Annotated in this window: 18 protein-coding genes; 8 read left to right on the top strand and 10 right to left on the bottom strand. The window is 70.8% G+C overall.

The features are described 5' to 3' along the window. Positions 1 to 301: hypothetical protein (locus ACOADB_RS25340; RefSeq protein ID WP_378605443.1), on the bottom strand; the 301-nt coding region annotated here is incomplete at its 3' end. A gap of 112 nt (positions 302 to 413) precedes the next feature. Between ACOADB_RS25340 and ACOADB_RS25345 the strand changes: the two genes are divergently transcribed. Next, positions 414 to 3305 (top strand): hypothetical protein, encoded by a 2892-nt coding sequence (locus ACOADB_RS25345; protein ID WP_378605446.1) that lies wholly within the window; start codon positions 414 to 416, stop codon positions 3303 to 3305. A 3-nt stretch (positions 3306 to 3308) separates the two neighbouring features. Here ACOADB_RS25345 and ACOADB_RS25350 read toward each other — a convergent pair whose 3' ends face one another. Then, positions 3309 to 3878 carry an RNA polymerase sigma factor gene (locus ACOADB_RS25350; protein WP_378605449.1) on the bottom strand — a complete coding sequence of 190 codons (570 nt, stop codon included), beginning with the start codon at positions 3876 to 3878 and terminating at the stop codon, positions 3309 to 3311. Positions 3879 to 3933: 55 nt separating this feature from the next. Between ACOADB_RS25350 and ACOADB_RS25355 the strand changes: the two genes are divergently transcribed. Beyond that, a complete protein-coding gene (locus ACOADB_RS25355; protein WP_378605452.1) occupies positions 3934 to 5562 on the top strand; it encodes a serine/threonine-protein kinase in 1629 nt (542 codons plus the stop codon). Positions 5563 to 5568: 6 nt separating this feature from the next. Here the strand turns inward: ACOADB_RS25355 and ACOADB_RS25360 are convergent, their stop codons facing one another. Further along, the gene (locus tag ACOADB_RS25360; RefSeq protein ID WP_378605455.1) at positions 5569 to 6336 is read right to left on the bottom strand and encodes a putative protein N(5)-glutamine methyltransferase; all 768 of its coding nucleotides are present in this window, start codon (positions 6334 to 6336) and stop codon (positions 5569 to 5571) included. An 18-nt stretch (positions 6337 to 6354) separates the two neighbouring features. Then, the gene (locus ACOADB_RS25365; RefSeq protein ID WP_378605458.1) at positions 6355 to 6600 is read right to left on the bottom strand and encodes a PspC domain-containing protein; all 246 of its coding nucleotides are present in this window, start codon (positions 6598 to 6600) and stop codon (positions 6355 to 6357) included. A 235-nt stretch (positions 6601 to 6835) separates the two neighbouring features. Here ACOADB_RS25365 and ACOADB_RS25370 point away from each other — a divergent pair, with 235 nt between their 5' ends. Further along, a complete protein-coding gene (locus ACOADB_RS25370; RefSeq protein ID WP_378605461.1) occupies positions 6836 to 8068 on the top strand; it encodes an ATP-binding protein in 1233 nt (410 codons plus the stop codon). Between the two features lie 75 nt (positions 8069 to 8143). Here the strand turns inward: ACOADB_RS25370 and ACOADB_RS25375 are convergent, their stop codons facing one another. Beyond that, entirely contained in the window at positions 8144 to 8581 is a 438-nt protein-coding gene (locus ACOADB_RS25375; RefSeq protein WP_378605464.1) for a hypothetical protein, read from the bottom strand. Between the two features lie 378 nt (positions 8582 to 8959). Between ACOADB_RS25375 and ACOADB_RS25380 the strand changes: the two genes are divergently transcribed. Then, positions 8960 to 9769 (top strand): glycerophosphodiester phosphodiesterase, encoded by an 810-nt coding sequence (locus ACOADB_RS25380; protein ID WP_378605467.1) that lies wholly within the window; start codon positions 8960 to 8962, stop codon positions 9767 to 9769. Between the two features lie 27 nt (positions 9770 to 9796). Further along, the gene (locus tag ACOADB_RS25385) at positions 9797 to 10744 is read left to right on the top strand and encodes a DUF5926 family protein (protein ID WP_378605470.1); all 948 of its coding nucleotides are present in this window, start codon (positions 9797 to 9799) and stop codon (positions 10742 to 10744) included. Positions 10745 to 10764: 20 nt separating this feature from the next. Here ACOADB_RS25385 and ACOADB_RS25390 read toward each other — a convergent pair whose 3' ends face one another. From ACOADB_RS25390 to ACOADB_RS25405, 4 genes are all read right to left on the bottom strand, one after another. Continuing rightward, positions 10765 to 11814: an adenylate/guanylate cyclase domain-containing protein gene (locus tag ACOADB_RS25390; protein WP_378605472.1), complete on the bottom strand. Its 1050-nt coding sequence runs from the start codon at positions 11812 to 11814 to the stop codon at positions 10765 to 10767. Positions 11815 to 11821: 7 nt separating this feature from the next. Further along, positions 11822 to 12199 carry a Crp/Fnr family transcriptional regulator gene (locus ACOADB_RS25395; protein WP_378605475.1) on the bottom strand — a complete coding sequence of 126 codons (378 nt, stop codon included), beginning with the start codon at positions 12197 to 12199 and terminating at the stop codon, positions 11822 to 11824. 139 nt (positions 12200 to 12338) lie between these two features. After that, positions 12339 to 13586, bottom strand: a complete 1248-nt coding sequence (locus ACOADB_RS25400; RefSeq protein ID WP_378605478.1) for an arginine deiminase — start codon at positions 13584 to 13586, stop codon at positions 12339 to 12341. 53 nt (positions 13587 to 13639) lie between these two features. After that, the gene (locus ACOADB_RS25405) at positions 13640 to 14470 is read right to left on the bottom strand and encodes a prephenate dehydratase (RefSeq protein ID WP_378605481.1); all 831 of its coding nucleotides are present in this window, start codon (positions 14468 to 14470) and stop codon (positions 13640 to 13642) included. 38 nt (positions 14471 to 14508) lie between these two features. Between ACOADB_RS25405 and ACOADB_RS25410 the strand changes: the two genes are divergently transcribed. Continuing rightward, positions 14509 to 14907, top strand: a complete 399-nt coding sequence (locus ACOADB_RS25410) for a DUF4446 family protein (RefSeq protein ID WP_378605484.1) — start codon at positions 14509 to 14511, stop codon at positions 14905 to 14907. Positions 14908 to 14910: 3 nt separating this feature from the next. On the opposite strand, the gene ACOADB_RS25415 is transcribed toward ACOADB_RS25410, so the two are convergent. Continuing rightward, positions 14911 to 16488 carry a YegS/Rv2252/BmrU family lipid kinase gene (locus ACOADB_RS25415; RefSeq protein WP_378605487.1) on the bottom strand — a complete coding sequence of 526 codons (1578 nt, stop codon included), beginning with the start codon at positions 16486 to 16488 and terminating at the stop codon, positions 14911 to 14913. A 232-nt stretch (positions 16489 to 16720) separates the two neighbouring features. On the opposite strand from ACOADB_RS25415, the gene ACOADB_RS25420 reads away from it, so the two are divergent. Beyond that, positions 16721 to 17704 carry an aldo/keto reductase gene (locus ACOADB_RS25420; RefSeq protein ID WP_378605490.1) on the top strand — a complete coding sequence of 328 codons (984 nt, stop codon included), beginning with the start codon at positions 16721 to 16723 and terminating at the stop codon, positions 17702 to 17704. Positions 17705 to 17873: 169 nt separating this feature from the next. Continuing rightward, a partial coding sequence (locus ACOADB_RS25425) for a hypothetical protein (protein ID WP_378605523.1) occupies positions 17874 to 17991 on the top strand: 118 nt, incomplete at its 3' end.

The following is a 17991-nucleotide window of genomic DNA, read 5'->3' on the forward strand; positions in this document are numbered from 1 at the left end:
CGCCCTCGTCGGCAGTCCAGGTGAACGTGGCGTAGACGAGCTTCCCGTTGCGCTCGACGTCCTGGGCGTCGGCGACCTGCTGGCCGTCGACCTCCAGCACCAGGTCCTCGATGCGGGCCTCGGCCGTCGCGTGGGCACTGACGACGATGTCGCCGGGAGCCAGCGATGCCTCGGCACGGGGGCCGTCGATCCACACGTCGGCAGGTCCACCGCCGGTGGCGTCGGCCTGGAGGCCGATCACGATCGTGGTGACGCCGACGGTCGCAGCGACGCCGGAGACGGCAGCAGCAACCCAGCCCATGCGACGACCGTAGGGGTTCGGCGGCGCGGGCAGGGTAGGGATCACGTGTAAATCCCCGTACTGGTGGGGGTTTTCGGCCTGGGGCGGGCGTTCGCGGGCATACGGTCTCGCCATGTCACGTCGCGTCTGGACCTGGGTGGCCCACGTCGTGGCCTGGTCATTGCTGGTGGCCGGCGTGACGGTGCTCTTCCTGGAGCGCCGCTCCGATGATCCGGAGCCGGCGGCCGCCGGCGGTGACGCGCGCTACGCCGCGATGCCGTTCCCGAGCACGCTGTCCCTCGAAGGCCCCGACCGCGGCCGCATCGGCTCGGTCTTCCGGTTCGCCGCCGAGGGGTTCAGCGACAAGGGCCTCACCTCCGTCACGTTGTACGACGGCGCGCGCCCCCTCGACGTCGACCAGCCTGCTGGCGGCAGCTCCTCGCTGCAGCTGCCCGCGCTGAGCGTCGGCCGCCACACGGTCCACGCGGCACTGACCGACGAGGACGGCAAGGTCTCCGAGACGGCGCCGGTCACGGTGCTGGTCGGGCAGGCCCCGGGGGACGAGGACGTCCCGGTCCCGGTCCCGCTGCTGCCCGACGAGGACACGCAGGACGTGGCCGAACGGATCGGCGTGCCCAGCGCCGACGTGCTGCTCGGCACCGGCAAGGCACGAGGCACCGCCGTCATCCAGGTGGCCCCCGACGCCGGTGTCGCGCTCCTGAACGGCCCCGATCTCGCCATCATCGACGGCCCCGTCCTGGACGGACTCACCATCACCGCTGCGGGCAAGGGCTGCGGCGTCACCCTGGAGGCCAAGGGGGCCGAGGAGCTCACGTTCTTCCGCGGCGGCTCCGCAGCGGGCTGGGTCCAGGTCGGTCGGCCCCAGAAGGACGGGAGGACGGACGTCCCCGACCTCTCGCCCGGCACCCACGTGTTCTTCGCGCGGGCCGGCAAGGGGGCGTCGGGTGAGCTGGAGTCCGGCAAGGTCGAGGTCACCGTGCCGGACCGCTGTCGCGACGCCTTCGGCTGGACCGGCGATGCCTCGATCGTCGACGGCGAGCTGGCCGTTCCGCAGGCCAACGGGCTGGTGTTCCTGCACCTCTCGGTCGACAGCAGGCCGTGGATCCGGGTCCCCGCCTCGCAGGACGAGCTCATCGCTGTCGGCACCCGGACCTCCATCGCCCACCTGCTTCCCGCCCTCAACGGCAGGCACCTGCAGTTCGAGGTGTGGCGGATGTCGGGCGACATCCCCGTCCGGGTGGCTTCCGGTGAGCTCCGCGTGCCCAGCGACGGCACCCTGGCCTCGGTCGTCGGGCAGCCCTCCGCGATCTCGCTGACCGTGAAGACGCCGGACGGGCCGCGCACCGGCATCCAGCTCGGGACGAAGCACCAGGAGCTGGAGCTCGACTGGGCCGCCGCGTCGCCCGCGGCAACGCGCGTGCGCTGGCAGGTCCTGACGACCAACAGCGGCGCCTCGAACCTCGCGCTCAACCCGCCGGGGCTGCTCGCGTCCGGCGTCTCGGAGGCGTCCGGCGGTGGATCGGGACGCTCCGGCAGCTTCACCATCGACACGGCCTCCATCCCGCGCGCGGACGCGAAACCCGCGCCCAGCAAGGGATCTGGCAAGGGATCTGGCACCGGCAGCGTTGCGGTGGCCCTCCAGCCACCGATGCCGACGGGCACGCTGACCGACCAGGCGTCGTACGGCGCGATCGTGCCGGTCACCGACCTGACGGAGGTGGCCGCGCCGGTCGAGCTACCCGTCGAGGGGAGCACGGTCTACGTCCGTGTGGTCGCCGAAGCCGGGCCGGCCGCCGCGTCCCCCAGCGTCTTCGTGCAGCTGCCCACCCACCAGTCGGACAAGACCGGGGTCGACTTCGCCGTCAACACGGTGAAGGTCGATGCCGGCCGCGCCCCGAACCCGAAGGCGGTCGGCTGCCTGGTCGTGGATGTCCCGTGGGACAAGGGGCCTGCGCCGAAGTGGGACACCACCAGCCCGACCGCGAGCCAGGACTTCCAGTCGTACGTCGCCAGCCAGTTCTACCGGCAGTCGGGCACCTACTGCCCGGGCGCCTTCCCACCGCCCAAGGGCTGCGATGCGTGGTACTGCGAGGTGGTCGACTTCATCGTCGATGCCGCCGGCGCGATCGTGAGCGTGGTCGTCCAGGTCTACGAACTGGTCTCGTACGCCTACAACGGCGTCATCTCCGGGGTCGTCGACATCGTGTCGAAGCTCAACCCGCTGTGCCTGGCGCTCGGTGCCGGGGGAGCGGGCGACGCAGCGAAGTCGTGCGAGACGGTGACCGGCTATGCGACCAAGGCCGCGATCGGCGCCGTGCTCGCATCCGTCGGCCTGCCGCCGTCGTTGCCGTCGGTGGAGCAGCTCGAGGCGATCGCGAGTGGTGAGCTCGACCAGCTCGCGGTGGAGCTGATGAAGCAGCTCGGTGTGCCGTGTGACGCGGCCACCCCGCCGGCCGGCTTCGACACCGCGCTCGCCACGGCCGGTGAGGAGCTGGACGCGCCGGTCCTCGCAGCGGCGGCCAACCCCTGCCTGGCGGTGGCGCACCTGCTGATCGGGGAGGTCCGGGCGAAGGCGACGGCCGATGCCGAGCGGGCCATGGCCGATGCCAGTGGCCTGCCGGCGTTCCCGGACGTCCCGGGCTTCTCGATGACCGCCGACCCCCGCGGCCTGGCCGATCCGCTCACGGTCGAGGTGTCCGCCTCCGTCGTCGACGAGAACGCCGACCTGACCGGGATCTTCTGCCAGGTGATCGTCGAGGACCCGCACCGCAGCGGCGTCAACTCCATCGGCCCCTACCCGTGGTTCACGATCCAGCTCCGGCCCACGTCGAGCAACGGCCGCACCTGGAAGGGCACCGGAGCGCGGCTGCCGACGATCGGCGCCACCACGGTGGCCGACCTGCAGGGCGCGACCCACGACGTCAGCGCGCGGTCCTACCACCCGTCGGACTGCCGGATCCCGCTCACGACGGAACCCGTGACGGTGGGTCCGTTCGACCCGTAGGGCTCAGTCCTGCACGCGCAGCAACGGGCGAATCGCCTGCCGGGCATGGTGGATCCGGGCCTTGATGGTGCCCAGCGGGGTGTCGAGCAACCGCGCGATCTCGTTGTAGTCGAGCTCCTGGACGTCGCGCAGGACCAGCGCCTCCGCCTGGTCCGGCGAGCTCGCGGCCAGCACCTCGAGCGCGTCGAGCAGGTCGAGACGACTGCCCGCGATCACGCTGGTGGTGCGCGGGTCGGCGTGGACGGGGAGCTCGTCGACGGCGTGCTCGGAGGCCCGCCTCTTCAGGGAGCGGTACGTCGACCGGGCGCTGTTGGACGCCACGGCGTGCAGCCACGTGGTGAACTTGCTGCGCCCGCCGAACGTGTGGATCTTGGTCGCCACGAGGAGCAGGGCGTCCTGGGTCGCCTCCTCGGCGTCCTGCGGATGCAGCAGCATCCGGCCACAGATGCGTCGTACGCGGGGCTGGATCGCGGCCAGCAGGTCCTCGATCGCGGCACGGTCACCGGCGGCAGCGCGCAGCGCCAGCTCGTCCAGATCGACCTGGTCGGCCCGATCGGCCTGTTCCTCCACCACGCACGCCTCCGAGTCGTCCCGTTTCCCTGTGTGCCTGTGAGGCACAATACGCAGCGTGTCCTTACCGGAGCGTCTCGGGAGACTCCGCCGGATCGACCGGATCGGAGCGGGTGGTTTCGCGACCGTCTGGCTCTACCAGGACGACGAGCTGGACTCCCTCGTCGCGGTCAAGGCCCTCGCCGACAACTGGGCGCAGCGCCAGGACGTCTGCGACCGGTTCCTCGAGGAGGCCCGGATCCTGCGCCGCGCCGACTCCGACCACGTGGTCCGCGTCTACGACATCGGCGAGGTCGACGGCACGCCGTACTTCGTCATGTCCTACGCCGACCGCGGCTCGGTGGCCGACCTCGTCGAGCCCGGTGCGTCGTTGCCCCACGCGCGGGTGGTCGACCTGCTGGCGCAGGCGGGTGACGGCATCGCGGTGCTGCACCGCCACGGCGTGATCCATCGCGACATCAAGCCGCAGAACCTGTTGCTGCGCTCCACGCCCGAGGGCGGGGAGAAGGTGCTGGTCGCCGACCTGGGTGTCGCGAAGGCGATGCTGCACGCGAGTGGGCTGACCCAGGTCGTCGGCACGCCCGCCTACATGGCGCCCGAGCAGGCCGTCGGCATCGGCCTGGACTTCCGCGCCGACGTCCACGCCCTCGGTGCCGTCGCCTACCACCTGCTCACCGGCCGCCTGGTCCGCGACGGCGGCTTCGGCGCCCTGCTCGCACCGACCCTGCCGCCACCCCCGTCGGCGATCGCGGCCGTGCCGTCGTCGTACGACGGCGTGGTGATGCGCGCGCTCGCCACGAACCCCGACGACCGCTGGCCCGATGTCCCGTCGTTCGTCGCGGCGCTCCGGGAGGCGGAGAGCTCGGCCGGACTGCCGTCGCCGGTCACCGTCCACGCCGCGCCGCACCCGGTGGTGTCGCGACCCGAGTGGCCGAGGATGGACACGCCGACCGAGCCGCCCAGCGAGCCGCGTGTCGAGACGCTCGAGGACGAGCGGAGCACCGGCGGCCTCCGCCTGGCCGGCCTCGTCCTGCTGGTGCTCCTCGTCGCCTTCGGTGCGGCGTACGGCGCCACCCGCGTCCTCGATCGCAACCCGACTGCCGCCGAAGACCCCAACGGACAAGGGGAAACGCCGTCGGACGACGAGTCGCCGACCAGCGAACCTGCCGCCGACATCGACTTCCCTGCCCTCACCGCGCCCGCCGACTACGAGGTGCACCAGGTGCGGACCAAGGCGGGTGGGTGGAACTACCTGGCGCCGACCGGCTGGGTGGCGTTCAAGGTCAAGGACAACGGCAGCGATGCCGGCGTGCTCGACGTGGCGCAGATCGACAGGCAGCGCCAGGTGCGCTGGCGGCCGGACGGCGAGCCAGCCGTCGGCGGCTTCAGCCTGCGGGTCGAGGCGATCACCTCCACCGAGACCGTCGCCGACATGGTCGCGGCCAAGGTCGACGCGTTCGTGAACTCGCCCGACCTCGTCGGTGTCGAGCTCCTGAACCGGACCAATGACACGGCCTACTTCACGTTCCGGGACGGGGCCAACCGGCTGCGTTACAACTTCTTCCGCTGGGTCGCCGACGCGGAGGGCCTGGCCGGCCTGGAGATCTCGGTGACCGGCCGCAAGGCCGACGAGCCCGGATTGGACGCCCTGCTCGACAGCGTGTCGGGCGGCGCGAACCCGGCCTGACGGGCGTCAGTGGAGGGTCCCGCTGAGGACCGTCGCCTCCCGCTCGGGGTCGTGGTGGATCCACGCGTCGAGCCCGGCCGCCGCGAAGGCCGCGGTGGCGAGCTCTGCCTGGTCGCCGGAGACCTCGGAGAAGACCGTGCCGCCCGGCTTGAGCCACCCGGGGGAGAGGGCCGCGACGCGGCGCAGCACGTCGAGCCCGTCGGTCCCGCCGTCCACGGTGCCGAGGGGTTCGTGGTCGCGGGACTCCGGCGGCATCAGCGCGATCGCCGCGGTCGGGACGTACGGCACGTTGGCGAGGATGACGTCGACCTGCCCGCGCAGTGCGGCGGGCAGGGGCGCGTCGAGGTCGCCGAGATGGGCGATCCCGCCGATCGGTGCGAGGTTGCGGGCGGCGCAGGCCACCGCGACCGGGTCGTTGTCCGTCGCCTGCAGCACGGTCGGGGTGTGGCGCCGCGCGAGGGCCAGCCCGAGGGCGCCGCTCCCGCAGCAGAGGTCCAGCACCGTTGCGCGGTCAGCTCCGGTGAGGGCGAGGGCCGCCAGCTCCACGAGGTACGACGTCCGCTGCCGCGGCACGAAGACACCCGGTTCCACGGCGACCCGGAGCCCGTCGAACGCGACCCACCCGACGACGTACTCGAGGGGTTCGCCTGCGATCCGTCGCACGACCAGGCTTTCGAGCTCGCCCGGCGTCGCGGCTGAGGACTCCAGTAGTGCGGCCTCCTCCTCGGCGAACACACAGCCCGCGGCACGAAGCCGGGTCACGAGGTCGGGCACGCCGCCAGCCTAGGCGGATCAGGCCTCGGGCATCAGCAGCCATCCGGCGACGTACAGGACCAGGCCGGCGCCGGAGCCGAACACGATCGCGGCGATCAGGACGAGCCGGACGATCGTGGCGTCGACACCGAAGTGGTCGGCGATACCGCCGCAGACACCGGCGACCATCCGGTTGTGCGAGCGACGGGTCAGCCGACGGCCGACAGTGGCGGTGCCTTGCGGAGCGGCGGGGGAAGGGGCGGGGTAGTTCTCGTAGTTGCTCATGCCTCAACGGTGCCCGGGAACGCGGCCCGGGACATCGGGGACCGACCCCGGTCCTACCCGGGACCCACCCCCGAGTGGCCCCCGATCGTTGCCGGACCGATCCCTGAGTGTCGCTTTGTCTGCCTGGCCTGGGTGGCAACTCCGGCAGCGCTCGTTCCCAGACAGAAGTCTTACGAACTTTAGATCGATTTATAGGAACTCAGTAAAGCGTTCTAAGACGTGTAAGTTGGGCCCGGTGAAGGCCCTGAACAATCCCTACACGCCGAACGCTGGCGCCGAGCCGCAGGCCGTCGTCGGCCGTGACGACCAGCTGGAGTCCTTTGATCTCCTGCTGGCCAGGATCGAGGCCGGACGGACCGAGCAGTCGATGATCATCACCGGCCTACGAGGAGTCGGGAAGACGGTTCTCCTGGGTCAGTTTCGCACCAAGGCACTCACCAGGGACTGGGTGGTCGTCGAGCTCGAGGTCAGTAAGAACGACGAGACCGAGTTCCGCCGTGACATCGCCACCAGGCTCCGCACCGCCCTGTTCGAGCTCTCCCCCAAGGCCAAGTGGACCGACCGCTTCCAGCACGCGGCCGCGGTCCTCAAGTCCTTCACGATCAGCGTCGACGCCGCCGGCACCTGGTCAGCCGGCCTGGACGTCGAGGCCGCCGAGGGCTTCGCGGACCACGCGAACCTCGCTCTCGACCTCACCGACGTACTCCTCGCGATCGGCCATGCCGCCGCGGAACGCAACCGCGGCGTCGTCCTCCTCCTCGACGAGGTCCAGTTCCTCAGCAAGCAACAGCTCGAGGCCGTGATCGAGGCCCTCCACAAGATGGTTCAACGCAAGCTGCCGATTACCCTCGTAGGTGCCGGCCTGCCTCAAATCGCCGAGCTCGCGGGCGATGCGAAGTCCTACGCAGAGCGGCTGTTCAAGTTCCCGGCGATCAGCGTCCTCTCACCCGACGACGCCCGAGCCGCGCTCGCCCGGCCCGCCGAGGAGGAGGGCGTCGACTACACCTCTGACGCCCTCGACGAGGCCGTGCAGATCACCGGCGGCTACCCGTACTTCCTCCAAGAGCTCGGGTACGCGGTTTGGACGGTCGCCGAGGGACCGACGATCACCCGCGGTGACGTGATTGCTGCGGTACCCGGCTACGAGGCCAAACTCGACGAGTCGTTCTTCCGCGTACGGCTCGACCGTGCCACCGAGCTGCAGCGGGCCTACTTGCGGGCCATGGCTCAACTCGGCCCTGATCCACAGAAGGCGTCGGTCGTGGCCGAGGTCATGGGTCCTGAGCGCACCTCGGAGAATCTCGGACCGACTCGGGCCGAGTTGATCAACATGGGCCTGCTCTACACCCCCGAGCACGGCTACGCGGCCTTCACCGTCCCGCACTTCGACCGGTTCGTCCTGCGTGCGATCCCCGAGCTCGTGGTCCCGCCCGTCAAGCGACGCAAGTCGCGCAAGAACAAGGACTGACCCGTCAGGCGAGGGTGACGAACTCTGCCCTTCCGCCCTGGCTGCGGGCACGTGGCCAGATGCCAGCGTGGGCTCTCAGCAACCCACGGTTCGAGTCTGTGTCCATTGCGTTGCGCCAGTCGCAGACTTGATCACCTTGCCCTGCAGGATGCACGACGTCGGGGCCGGGGATTCGTAGAGAGTGGTCGATGCCAGCGTGACGACCTGGCCCACCGGCACGGTGTACTGCGGAGTGCTGCCGTCCCATTGCTTACGCGTTCCGACGGTCATGGTGATCTGACCCTTGAGGTAACGGGTGACACCGGCGCTGTTGTAGGCCTGGGTCTTGGCGGAGAAGGTCGATGAGGTCCAGGACCAACAAATGCGACCCTTGACGCCTGCGAGGCCCGTATCCGCCCACGCACCGCACGCACTGCCGGATGCGGCTTCGGCGGAAGGAGCGGTCGCGGTGAAGCCAGTCGCGGCAAGCGCCAGGACCGACAGTGTGGTGGCGGTGCGCACACGCATTTTCATTTCAGAGTCCCCCGAGTAGTTACATTGGTGAACAAACCGTGCACGACCTCGCGGCCATCGGCAAGTTGGCATGCCCTGATGCACGAGCCCCCGCGAGCCGACTGGCTCCTGCAATCCGGCCGCGCGCCACCAACCCAGCCGCGCGCCACAGAGTTGGCCGATGGACACGGCGGTAACACCGTTGCCGACCGTGATTGGTGCCTTCGTCGACATCCTCGCGCTGCGCGGCCCAGAGGTGCTCGAGAAGCGTTCCGCGACAACGCCGTACGGGTCTACCTGCACTGGCGACGATGAGCCCAGGGACTCACCCCCGCGCGACCTCGGACCGATCCCTGAGTGTCGCTGCCAACCCCCACGGCGTACTGACACAATCGACACGTGCCGGACGTCCCGCCCCTGCGGCCGCAGGTGGTTGCCCATCGCGGTGCCAGCCATGAGCTCGCCGAACACACGCTGGCGGCCTATCTGCGGGCGCTCGACACCGGCGCCGGTGGCCTGGAGTGCGACGTCCGCCTGACCGCCGACGGGCATCTGGTCTGCGTGCACGACCGCGACCTTCGTCGTACCGCCTCGACCAAGGGCCTGGTCTCGACGATGGACCTCGCCGACCTGTCCGAGCTCGACTTCGCCGCGTGGAAGAACCCGTGGGCCGACCTCGACGACGAGGCGCCCGAACCCGACGAGTCGCTGCACAGCGTGCTCACCCTCCGCAAGCTGCTCGAGACCGTCGCCGACTACGACCGCCGCGTCGAGATGGCGATCGAGACCAAGCACCCGACGCGCTTCGGCGGGCTCGTGGAGAAGCGGCTGGTCGAGATGCTGCGCGAGTTCGGCTGGGACCAGCCGGGCTCCCCGGTGCGGGTGATGAGCTTCTCCTTCACCGCGCTGCAGCGCGTCGAACGGCTCGCCCCCGACATCCAGCTCGTCCAGCTCTTCGACAAGCCAAACCAGTGGCCGATGCTGCGCCGCGTCATCGGCAAGGACTGGATCGTCGGTCCCGGCATCAAGATCCTCCGCCAGTACCCGCGCCTGCGGGAGAGCCTGATGCGCAGCGGCCGCGACATCCACGTGTGGACGGTCAACAAGGAGAAGGACCTCCAGATCTGCCTCGACCTGGGCGTCAAGGCCGTGATCAGCGACAAGCCGCGCTTCATGCTGGACCTCCTCGACACCCGCTTCGGCGAATAGGGGGAGCGGCCGAGTAGGTTTCGGCGCATGGCCAAGAAGAACCGCACCAAGTCATCCGGGACCGCGACCGACACCCCCGCCGGCGAGGTCGGTCCGCGCCAGCCGTGCCCGTGTGGCTCGGGCAAGCGCTACAAGGCCTGCCACGGTGCGGCCGGAGGCGCCGACGTGTTCGTGAAGCGTCCGTTCGAGGGCCTGCCGTCGGAGTGCGACATCGTCGCCCTGCGTGAGCTGGTCCCCGCCGCGACCGCCGTACTCCCGCTCAAGGGTGAGTACGCCGACCGCGTGGTCACGCTCTGTTCCCTGCTCCCCGGTGCCGCGCCCGCGCTGGTCCGCGACAGCGGCGAGGTGTGGCTCGGCCTGCAGGTCCAGCACTCCTTCGGCGACCCCGCCCGCGACCTCGGTGCCGTGCTGGTCGCTGCCCTCGCGGCCGAGCCGGGCTTCGGCATGGTCCCCCTGACCAGCGCCCCCGGCCTGGACAGCCCGCGCCTGCAGGACCTGGTCGCCGACGGCGACCTCAAGGTCCAGGTCCACGAGGGCTTCGAGTTCTGGGTGTCCGACATGGACGCCAGCTCCGAGCTCGCCCAAGCGCTCGAGGCTGCCGACGGTGCCGCCGCTCCGACGGCACGCCTGACCGAGGTCACCGCGGCCTACTGGACCGCGATGGGCTCCAAGGAGCACCTGCGCTGGGTGATGCCCGAGCCCGAGGACGTGCTGCTCGACGCCCTTGCGCGGCTGCACGTCTCCGGTGACGACGTGATCGTTCCCGACGCGCGCCTGGTCGGCATGTTCCGCGCCCACGGCCTGCTCGCCCCGGTCTGGGACCTCCCCGTCGGCACCGGCCCCGAGCCGCTCGAGGAAGCCGCCACGACGTTCAAGGCCAAGCTCGACGCAGCGCTGGCCAACACGGCGGACCTCACCACCGAGGAGCGTTCCGCGCGCAACGGCCTGGCCAACCGCCAGGTCACCATCCGCTGACCTGGCGTGCCAGCCTGCGGTCAGTGGGGCTGCAGCGCCCAGACGTGCAGGCGTGAGTAGCCCTTGACGGAGACCCGCCGCAGGCGGCGCAAGCGGTACGACGACAAGGCTCCGCTTGCCGGACGGGCTGTTCCGCTCGGGTCGTCGTCGGTGCGTCCCGACAGCGCCTCGTAGACGCCCATGTCGACGAGCACGGTGCTCGGCCGGGCGATCGAGGTGAGCCGGGCGGCGATGTTGACGGTCGGCCCGAACACGTCGCCGAGGCGGGTGACCACGTCGCCGTACGCAACGCCGGCACGGACCGCGGGGAACGGGTCGTCGGGGTCGGCGCCGCGGCGGGTGAGCTCGGCGGCGAGCTCGGCCATCGCGACGACGTCCTCGGCCACGATCAGCAGCTCGTCGCCGATGTTCTTGATGATCCGGCCGCCGCGGTCGACGGCCAGGTGGAGCACGGTGGACTCGAAGTCCTCGAGCCAGCTGACCAGCTCGCGGTCGGACAGGGTGCGCGAGCGCGAGGTGTAGCCGACGATGTCGACGAAGCAGACGGCCAGCGTCGTGGATGCACCGGAGCCGGTCTCGGCCAGCATCCGGGCGCCCGCGCTCAGCAGGTGGCGGCGCCACACGTAGGACTGCAGCTCCTCGACCAGGGGCATCACCTCGCCGGAGATGGCGAGCAGGCCGTCGGTGGGATCGGCGCCGCTCTCGACGGCGACGTCGGCGAGCAGGGCGACCTGCCAGTCGGCGAGCCGCGCGAAGCTGCGGCCCCAGGTGCGGACCAGGCCGGCCTGGCGATCGGGGCTGAGCACGCCGACGGAGATCAGCCGGCTGGCGAGCCGGACCGCCTCGACGTCGGCGGCGGTGAACGCCACGGCGTCATCGGGCACGTGGGCAAAACCCAGCAGGTGCCAGAGCTCCTGGGCGATCTCGACCGGTACGCCGGACTGTTCGGCGACCTGTGCCCGGTTGAACTGCGGGCGCTCGCCGAGCAGGTGCTCCTCGAGCGCACCGATGACCCCGCCCGTGTCATTGCCAGCGGCGGGATCATCCGGCCCCGTCACTGGCAATGTCACGAGTCGATCAGCCCTCGGTGTTGCCGAAGCGCGACTGGGCGACCTCGACGAGTGCGGCGTGGAACGTGGGCCACTCGGCGTCGAGCTGCGTGAGCGTCTCGTCCGTCAGGTGGATGGTGTCGAGCGGGGTCAGCGCCACGATCGAGGCGGTGCGCAGCGAGTGGCCGACGATCGCGGCCTCGCCGACGATGTCACCGGGGCCCAGCTGGGCGATCTCGACGCCGTCGCGGCGGACCGACACGGTGCCGGAGAGGAGGATGTACGCCTTGTCGGCCGGGGTGTCCTCCCAGATCGGCGACCAGCCCTGGGGGAGCTTCACGCGCCGCCCGGTCGCGCTGATCCGCGCGATCTCCTGCGGGGTGAAGTGCTCGAAGAACGTTGCCATGCTGACCCTTTCGCTGTGCCTGACCCGGACCTGTCGCCTGCGGCCGGCTCCCCATGTGCTGCTGGTGACCTTAGTCGTCCCCGGCGCCCAACGGGAGCCTCACGGGATTACCTGTCACAACGTGTCCCGGCGAGCCGGGTTACCCGAGCGGGTCGCGCGCGACCGGACAGCTCATGCAGCGCGGGCCGCCACGACCCGACCCGAGCTCGGAGCCGGCGATCCGGATCACCTCGATGCCCTCCTCCTCGAGGCGGGCGTTGGTGCCGTCGTTGCGCTCGTACGCGACCGCCAGTCGCGGTGCCAGGGCGAGCGTGTTGTTGCCGTCGTCCCACTGCTCGCGCTCGGCCGTGACCGGGTCGAGGCCGGTGTCGATGAGGTGCAGGGTGTCGATCTGCATGGCCTTCGCCGCCGCGACCAGGAAGGGCTCGGGCGGGGCGACGTCGATCACGGTCGAGCCCGGTTCGCGGGCCGTCACGGCGTACGCCGTCAGGTGATCGGCGACGTTCGGGTACATCACGACCTTGTCGACGTCGACCATCGTGCAGACGGTGTCGAGGTGCATGGTCGCGCGCTCCTGCGCGATCGGGACCGCCAGGACGGTGGTCGCCAGACCGGCCCGGAACACCTGGCGCGCGAGCCGCTCGGCACCTGCGGGCGTCGTACGCTCGCCCACGCCGACGGCGATGACAGCCGGGGCGAGCAGCAGTACGTCGCCGCCCTCGACGTGTTCGAGGTGGTGGCCGTGCAACCGCTCGGTCCCGGCGAAGCGCGGGTGGTAGTGGTAGATCAGCTCGGTCAGCTGCGTCTCCCGGCGCCGGGCGGGCATCGCGAGCGAGGTGACCGCGACGCGGTCGGGGAGCCAGAACGACGAGTCCCGCGTGAAGAGCAGGTTCGGCAGCGGGTCGACCAGGAACGTGTCGTCGGACAGCAGCGACGTGACCAGCGTGCCGCTCGCCAGGCCCGATCGGACCTCGTCGTTGCGGACGCCGGCGGTGAGCAGGTGGGTCAGTTCCTCGGGCGACGCAGCGCGGAACATCGCCCGCAGGTGCTCGCGGACCGGGTCGCCCAGGTCGCGGCCGCTGGGCCCGGTCAGGGTCGTGTCGATCACGGCGGCGCGCGCGGCCGGGACGGCGAGGGCCTCGGTGAGCAGGTCGGTCAGGTAGAGGACCTCGACGCCGTGGCTGCGGAGGGCCTCGGCGAACGCGTCGTGCTCCTCCTGGGCGCGCGCGACCCACGGGATCCCGTCGAAGAGCAGGCGGTCGTTGTTGCGCGGGGTCAGGCGCTGCAGCTCGGGTCCTGGCCGGTGCAGCAGGACCGTGCGCAGCCGGCCGACTTCACTGTCGGCTCCGTGGGCCGGAGGGCCGGTCGTCGGGGAGGGGGCCACCATGCGCCCACCTTAGGTGCGCGGCTCACCTGCCGGGAGTCCCGCAGCAGCAGCGCTCAGGCCCGGAACGGATCCGCCGGGTAGACCCCGAGGATCTTGATGTCGGTCGTGAAGAACGTCAGCTCCTCGAGCGCGCGCTTGAGGTCGGGGTCATCGGGATGGCCGTCGACCTCGGCGAGGAACTGGGTGGCGGCGAAGTGGCCGCCGACCATGTAGCTCTCCAGCTTGGTCATGTTGATGCCGTTGGTCGCAAAACCGCCGAGCGCCTTGTAGAGCGCGGCCGGCAGGTTGCGGACGTTGAACACGAAGCTGGTGACGACGGGTCCGTTGCCCTGGGGGGCCGACACGAACTCGGGGGAGAGCACGACGAAGCGGGTCGTGTTGTGGTCCTCGTCCTCGACGTCGTGGCGCAGGACCTGCAGGCCGTAGATCTCGGCGGCCAGCGGCGGGGCGATGGCCGCCTGGAGCGGGTCCGCGGCCTCGGCCACCTCGCGCGCGGCGCCGGCGGTGTCGCCGGAGATGATCGGCGTCAGGCCGAGCTCGCGGATGATCTTGCGGCACTGGCCGAGCGCGTGCACGTGGCTGTGGACGGTCTTGATCGTGTCGAACGACGCGTCCGGGGTGGCCATCAGGGTGAACTGGATGCGCAGGAAGTGCTCCGCGATGATGTGCAGCCCGGAGTCCGGCAGGAAGTGGTGGATGTCGGCGACGCGGCCGGCGATCGAGTTGTCGATCGGGATCAGGGCCAGGTCGCAGTCACCGCTCGTCACCGCTGCGAAGACGTCCTCGAACGACGCGCACGGCACGGCCTCTGCGTCCGGGTACTGCTCCTTGCACACGATGTGTGAGTTGGCGCCGGGTTCCCCCTGGTACGCGATGCGAGCCATGCACTCAGGGTAGTAGTCCAGGACCTACCCTCGTCCGCATGGCCACTGCAATCGCGATCCTCGCTCTCCTCGTCGCCTTCGCCGCTCTGGTGGTGGCCCTGAGGAACGGGACCAAGCGGGCAGGCAGCGGCGCCGAGGACCTGCCGGCCGACGCCGCCGGACTGCGCCGCGAGGTGGCCGCCCTGCGTGCCGAGGCCGTCGGCGCACTGCGGCATCTAGCCGTCGTGCGGTACGACGCGTTCGACGAGATGGGCGGCCGGTTGTCGTGGTCGCTGGCCCTCCTGGACGACGGTGGTGACGGCGTCGTACTGACGTCGATCCGGGGTCGCAACGAGGCGCGGACCTATGCCAAGTCGGTGGCCGGGTGGAGCAGTGAGCAGGAGCTGTCGCCCGAGGAGACCGAAGCGGTCGCCCACGCGCGCATGGCCCGCTCGTAGGCGCTAGCGGGGGACCCGCACCAGCACGCGCCCGTGGATGCACTCCATCCGCAGCTCGGCGCCGGCGCCGATCGTGTCGCCGTCGAGCTGGCGCGGCACGTCCGTCGAGGCCCGTACGACGACCTTCCGCCCCGTCATGCGTACGACGGCCTCGCCGGCGTTCTGCTCGCGGCGGGTGAGCACCCGGGCGACGAGCGGGATCCAGCTCAGGAACCGGCGCGGGTACAGCACGACGACGTCGATCTGGCCGTCGTCGATCGAGGCGTCGGGGAGCAGCATCATCCCGCCCTGCAGGCTGCCGACGTTGCCGATGACGCAGGTCCGGGCGCGGTGCTTGGTGAAGGGCAGGTCGTCGATGGAGATCTCGAGCTTCATCGTCGGGAACATCAGGGCCTTGAGGCCGGAGAGCACGTAGGCGATCCAGCCGACCTTCTTCTTGATGTCCTCGTTGACGCCCTCCATCAGGGCGGCGTCGAAGCCCATGCCCGCCATCACCATGAAGTGGGTGGGCTCGAGCTCGTCGCCCTCGACGGAGACCATGTCGATCGCGCGGTCCTGGCCGGTCAGCGCGATGTCGATCGCGGCCCGGATGAAGAGCGGGATCTGCAGGTTGCGCGCGAGCAGGTTGCCCGTGCCGGCGGGCACGATGCCGACCGGGATGCCGGTGCCGGCGAGCTCGGCACACACCTCGCGGACGGTGCCGTCGCCACCGCAGACGATGACCAGGTCGGCGCCCTCCACCGAGGCCTGCTCGGCCTGTCCGGTGCCGGAGTCCTCGACGGTGGTGAAGTGCCAGCGCGGTTCCTTCCAGCCGGAGTCGACGGCCAGCTGGTTGACCATCGCCTGGAACTGCTCGACGGACTCCACCTTGATCGGGTTGAGGATCACCGCGAGGTTGCCGCCGCGGGGGAAGACCGCGGGGAGGGGGTCGGCCTTGAGGGCGTGGCTGCGCGGCAGCGGGCTGTAGAGCGCGAGTCCGAGCAGGACGATGCCGGCGCCGAACAGCACGCCACCGACGACGTCGCTCGGGTAGTGGCGGCCCAGCAGGATCCGGTCGGCGGCGACCGCGGCCACGACGAGCACCACCAGGGCGCAGACCAGGCGGCGGATCCCGCTGCGGCGGATCAGCATGATCGCCAGCACGATCACCAGGCCGGCGTACGCAGCAATGCCGGAGGCGTGGCCCGAGGGGTACGCGTTGCTGTGCAGGAAGAACTCCGGGTCCTGCCACTCGGGACGACCCCGGCCGACGAGGACCTTGGTGCCGTACGTGGCCAGCGCCGTGGTGACCATCACGACGACGATCAGGATGCCGGCGCGGCGGTGGCCCTTGAACAACATGAAACCGGCGAGCAGGACGGTCAGCACCGTCATCGCCGGCGTCGCGAACAGGAACTCGACCACCCGGAGGGGGTCGCGCAGCCAGGCCTGGTCCACGGCCCACGCGGCGGTGGACTCCCCGCGGTGGTCGAGATCGACCAGCCAGGACCACTCGCTGGCGACCGCTGCAGCGATCACGGCGAAGAGGCCCAGGCAGAGGAGGGCGGCCAGCAGCGGAGTCCGGCGAGGTCGGTCGAGCACCAGCGGAGTTTACGGCCTCCGTCAGTAGGGCGATGTCGGCAGGCCGCCGCCCCAGCACGCACCTGAGCACCTTCTCCTCAGTCGTCGGGCCTCCGGCCCGCCTTCCTCGTCGGCGGCACTCATGCACGCACTGGAACGACAGCCTGCTCGACAGCCCCTACTGACGGAGGCCTCAGGACACCACGTCGCACTCACCGGCATGCCCGAAGCGGCGTCTCGATACCGTCTGCACATGACCTCCCCGTCGTACGCCGCCCTCGGACGCTCCGGCCTCGTCGTCTCCACGGTCGGGTTGGGCTGCAACAACCTCGGCCGTCCGGGCACCGCCACCGAGACCCAGAAGGGCACCAACCGGGTCATCGGCGCCGCCCTGGAGGCGGGGATCACCCTCTTCGACGTCGCCGACACGTACGGCGCGTCGCCGGGCCTGTCCGAGACGCGCCTGGGCATCGCGCTGGGCACCCGCCGGTCGAGCGTGATCCTGGCGACCAAGTTCGGCATGGACGCCGGTGGCGCCAACGGCGTGGACTTCGGCGCGCGCGGTTCGCGCCGCTACATCCGCAACGCGGTCGAGGCGTCGCTGCGCCGCCTGGGCACCGACTGGATCGACCTCTACCAGTTCCACACGCCCGACCCGACCACCCCGATCGACGAGACGCTGTCGGCCCTCAGCGACCTCGTCCGCGAGGGCAAGGTCCGCTACCTCGGGCACTCGAACCGGGCCGGCTGGCAGATCGCGCAGGCCGAGTACGTCGCCCGCGAGCTCGGCGTCGAGCGGTTCATCTCGGCGCAGAACCACTACAACCTCACCGACCGCCGCGCCGAGCTGGAGGTGCTCCCGGCAGCCCGGGAGTTCGGCCTGGGCGTGCTGCCGTACTTCCCGTTGGCGAACGGGCTGCTCACCGGCAAGTACGCCTCCGGCATCGCCCCGGAGGGCTCGCGCCTGACCCGCAGCCGCCAGCACCTGCTGGAGACCGCGACCTCGAAGCCGCTGCAGGACTACTCCGCGTTCGCGAAGTCGCGCGGGGTGCCCGAGGCGACCGTGGCCTTCGGCTGGCTGCTCGCGCAGCAGCCGGTCACGTCCGTGATCGCTGGTGCGACGACCACCGAGCAGGTGTGGGCCAACGCTGCTGCCGGCGCCTGGGTGCCGACGCCCGAGGACCTCGCCGAGCTCGACGCCATCTTCCCGGCGCCGGAGCCGATCTCGCCCTTCTGAGCGCCGAGTTGGGGTTTGTCACCCCCGACTTGGGGCTTGTCACCGTCGAGTTGTACCCCCGCCCCGGCCGTCAGGGTGACAAACCCCAACTCGAGCGTGACAAACCCCAACTCGGCGATGTCGCAAACCACCGCGCGCGCGGTGGGAGGCGCCGGATAGCCTGACCGGCATGATCGACCCGCGCATTCTCCGTGACGAGCCCGACCGCATTCGCGCCTCGCAGGCGAAGCGTGGCGCGTCCGCCGACGTCGTGGACCGGGCGCTGGCCGCCGATGCCGCCCGCCGCG

It is taken from the genome of Nocardioides sp. CPCC 206348 (genome assembly GCF_048654705.1).
Lineage (GTDB): Bacteria > Actinomycetota > Actinomycetes > Propionibacteriales > Nocardioidaceae > Nocardioides.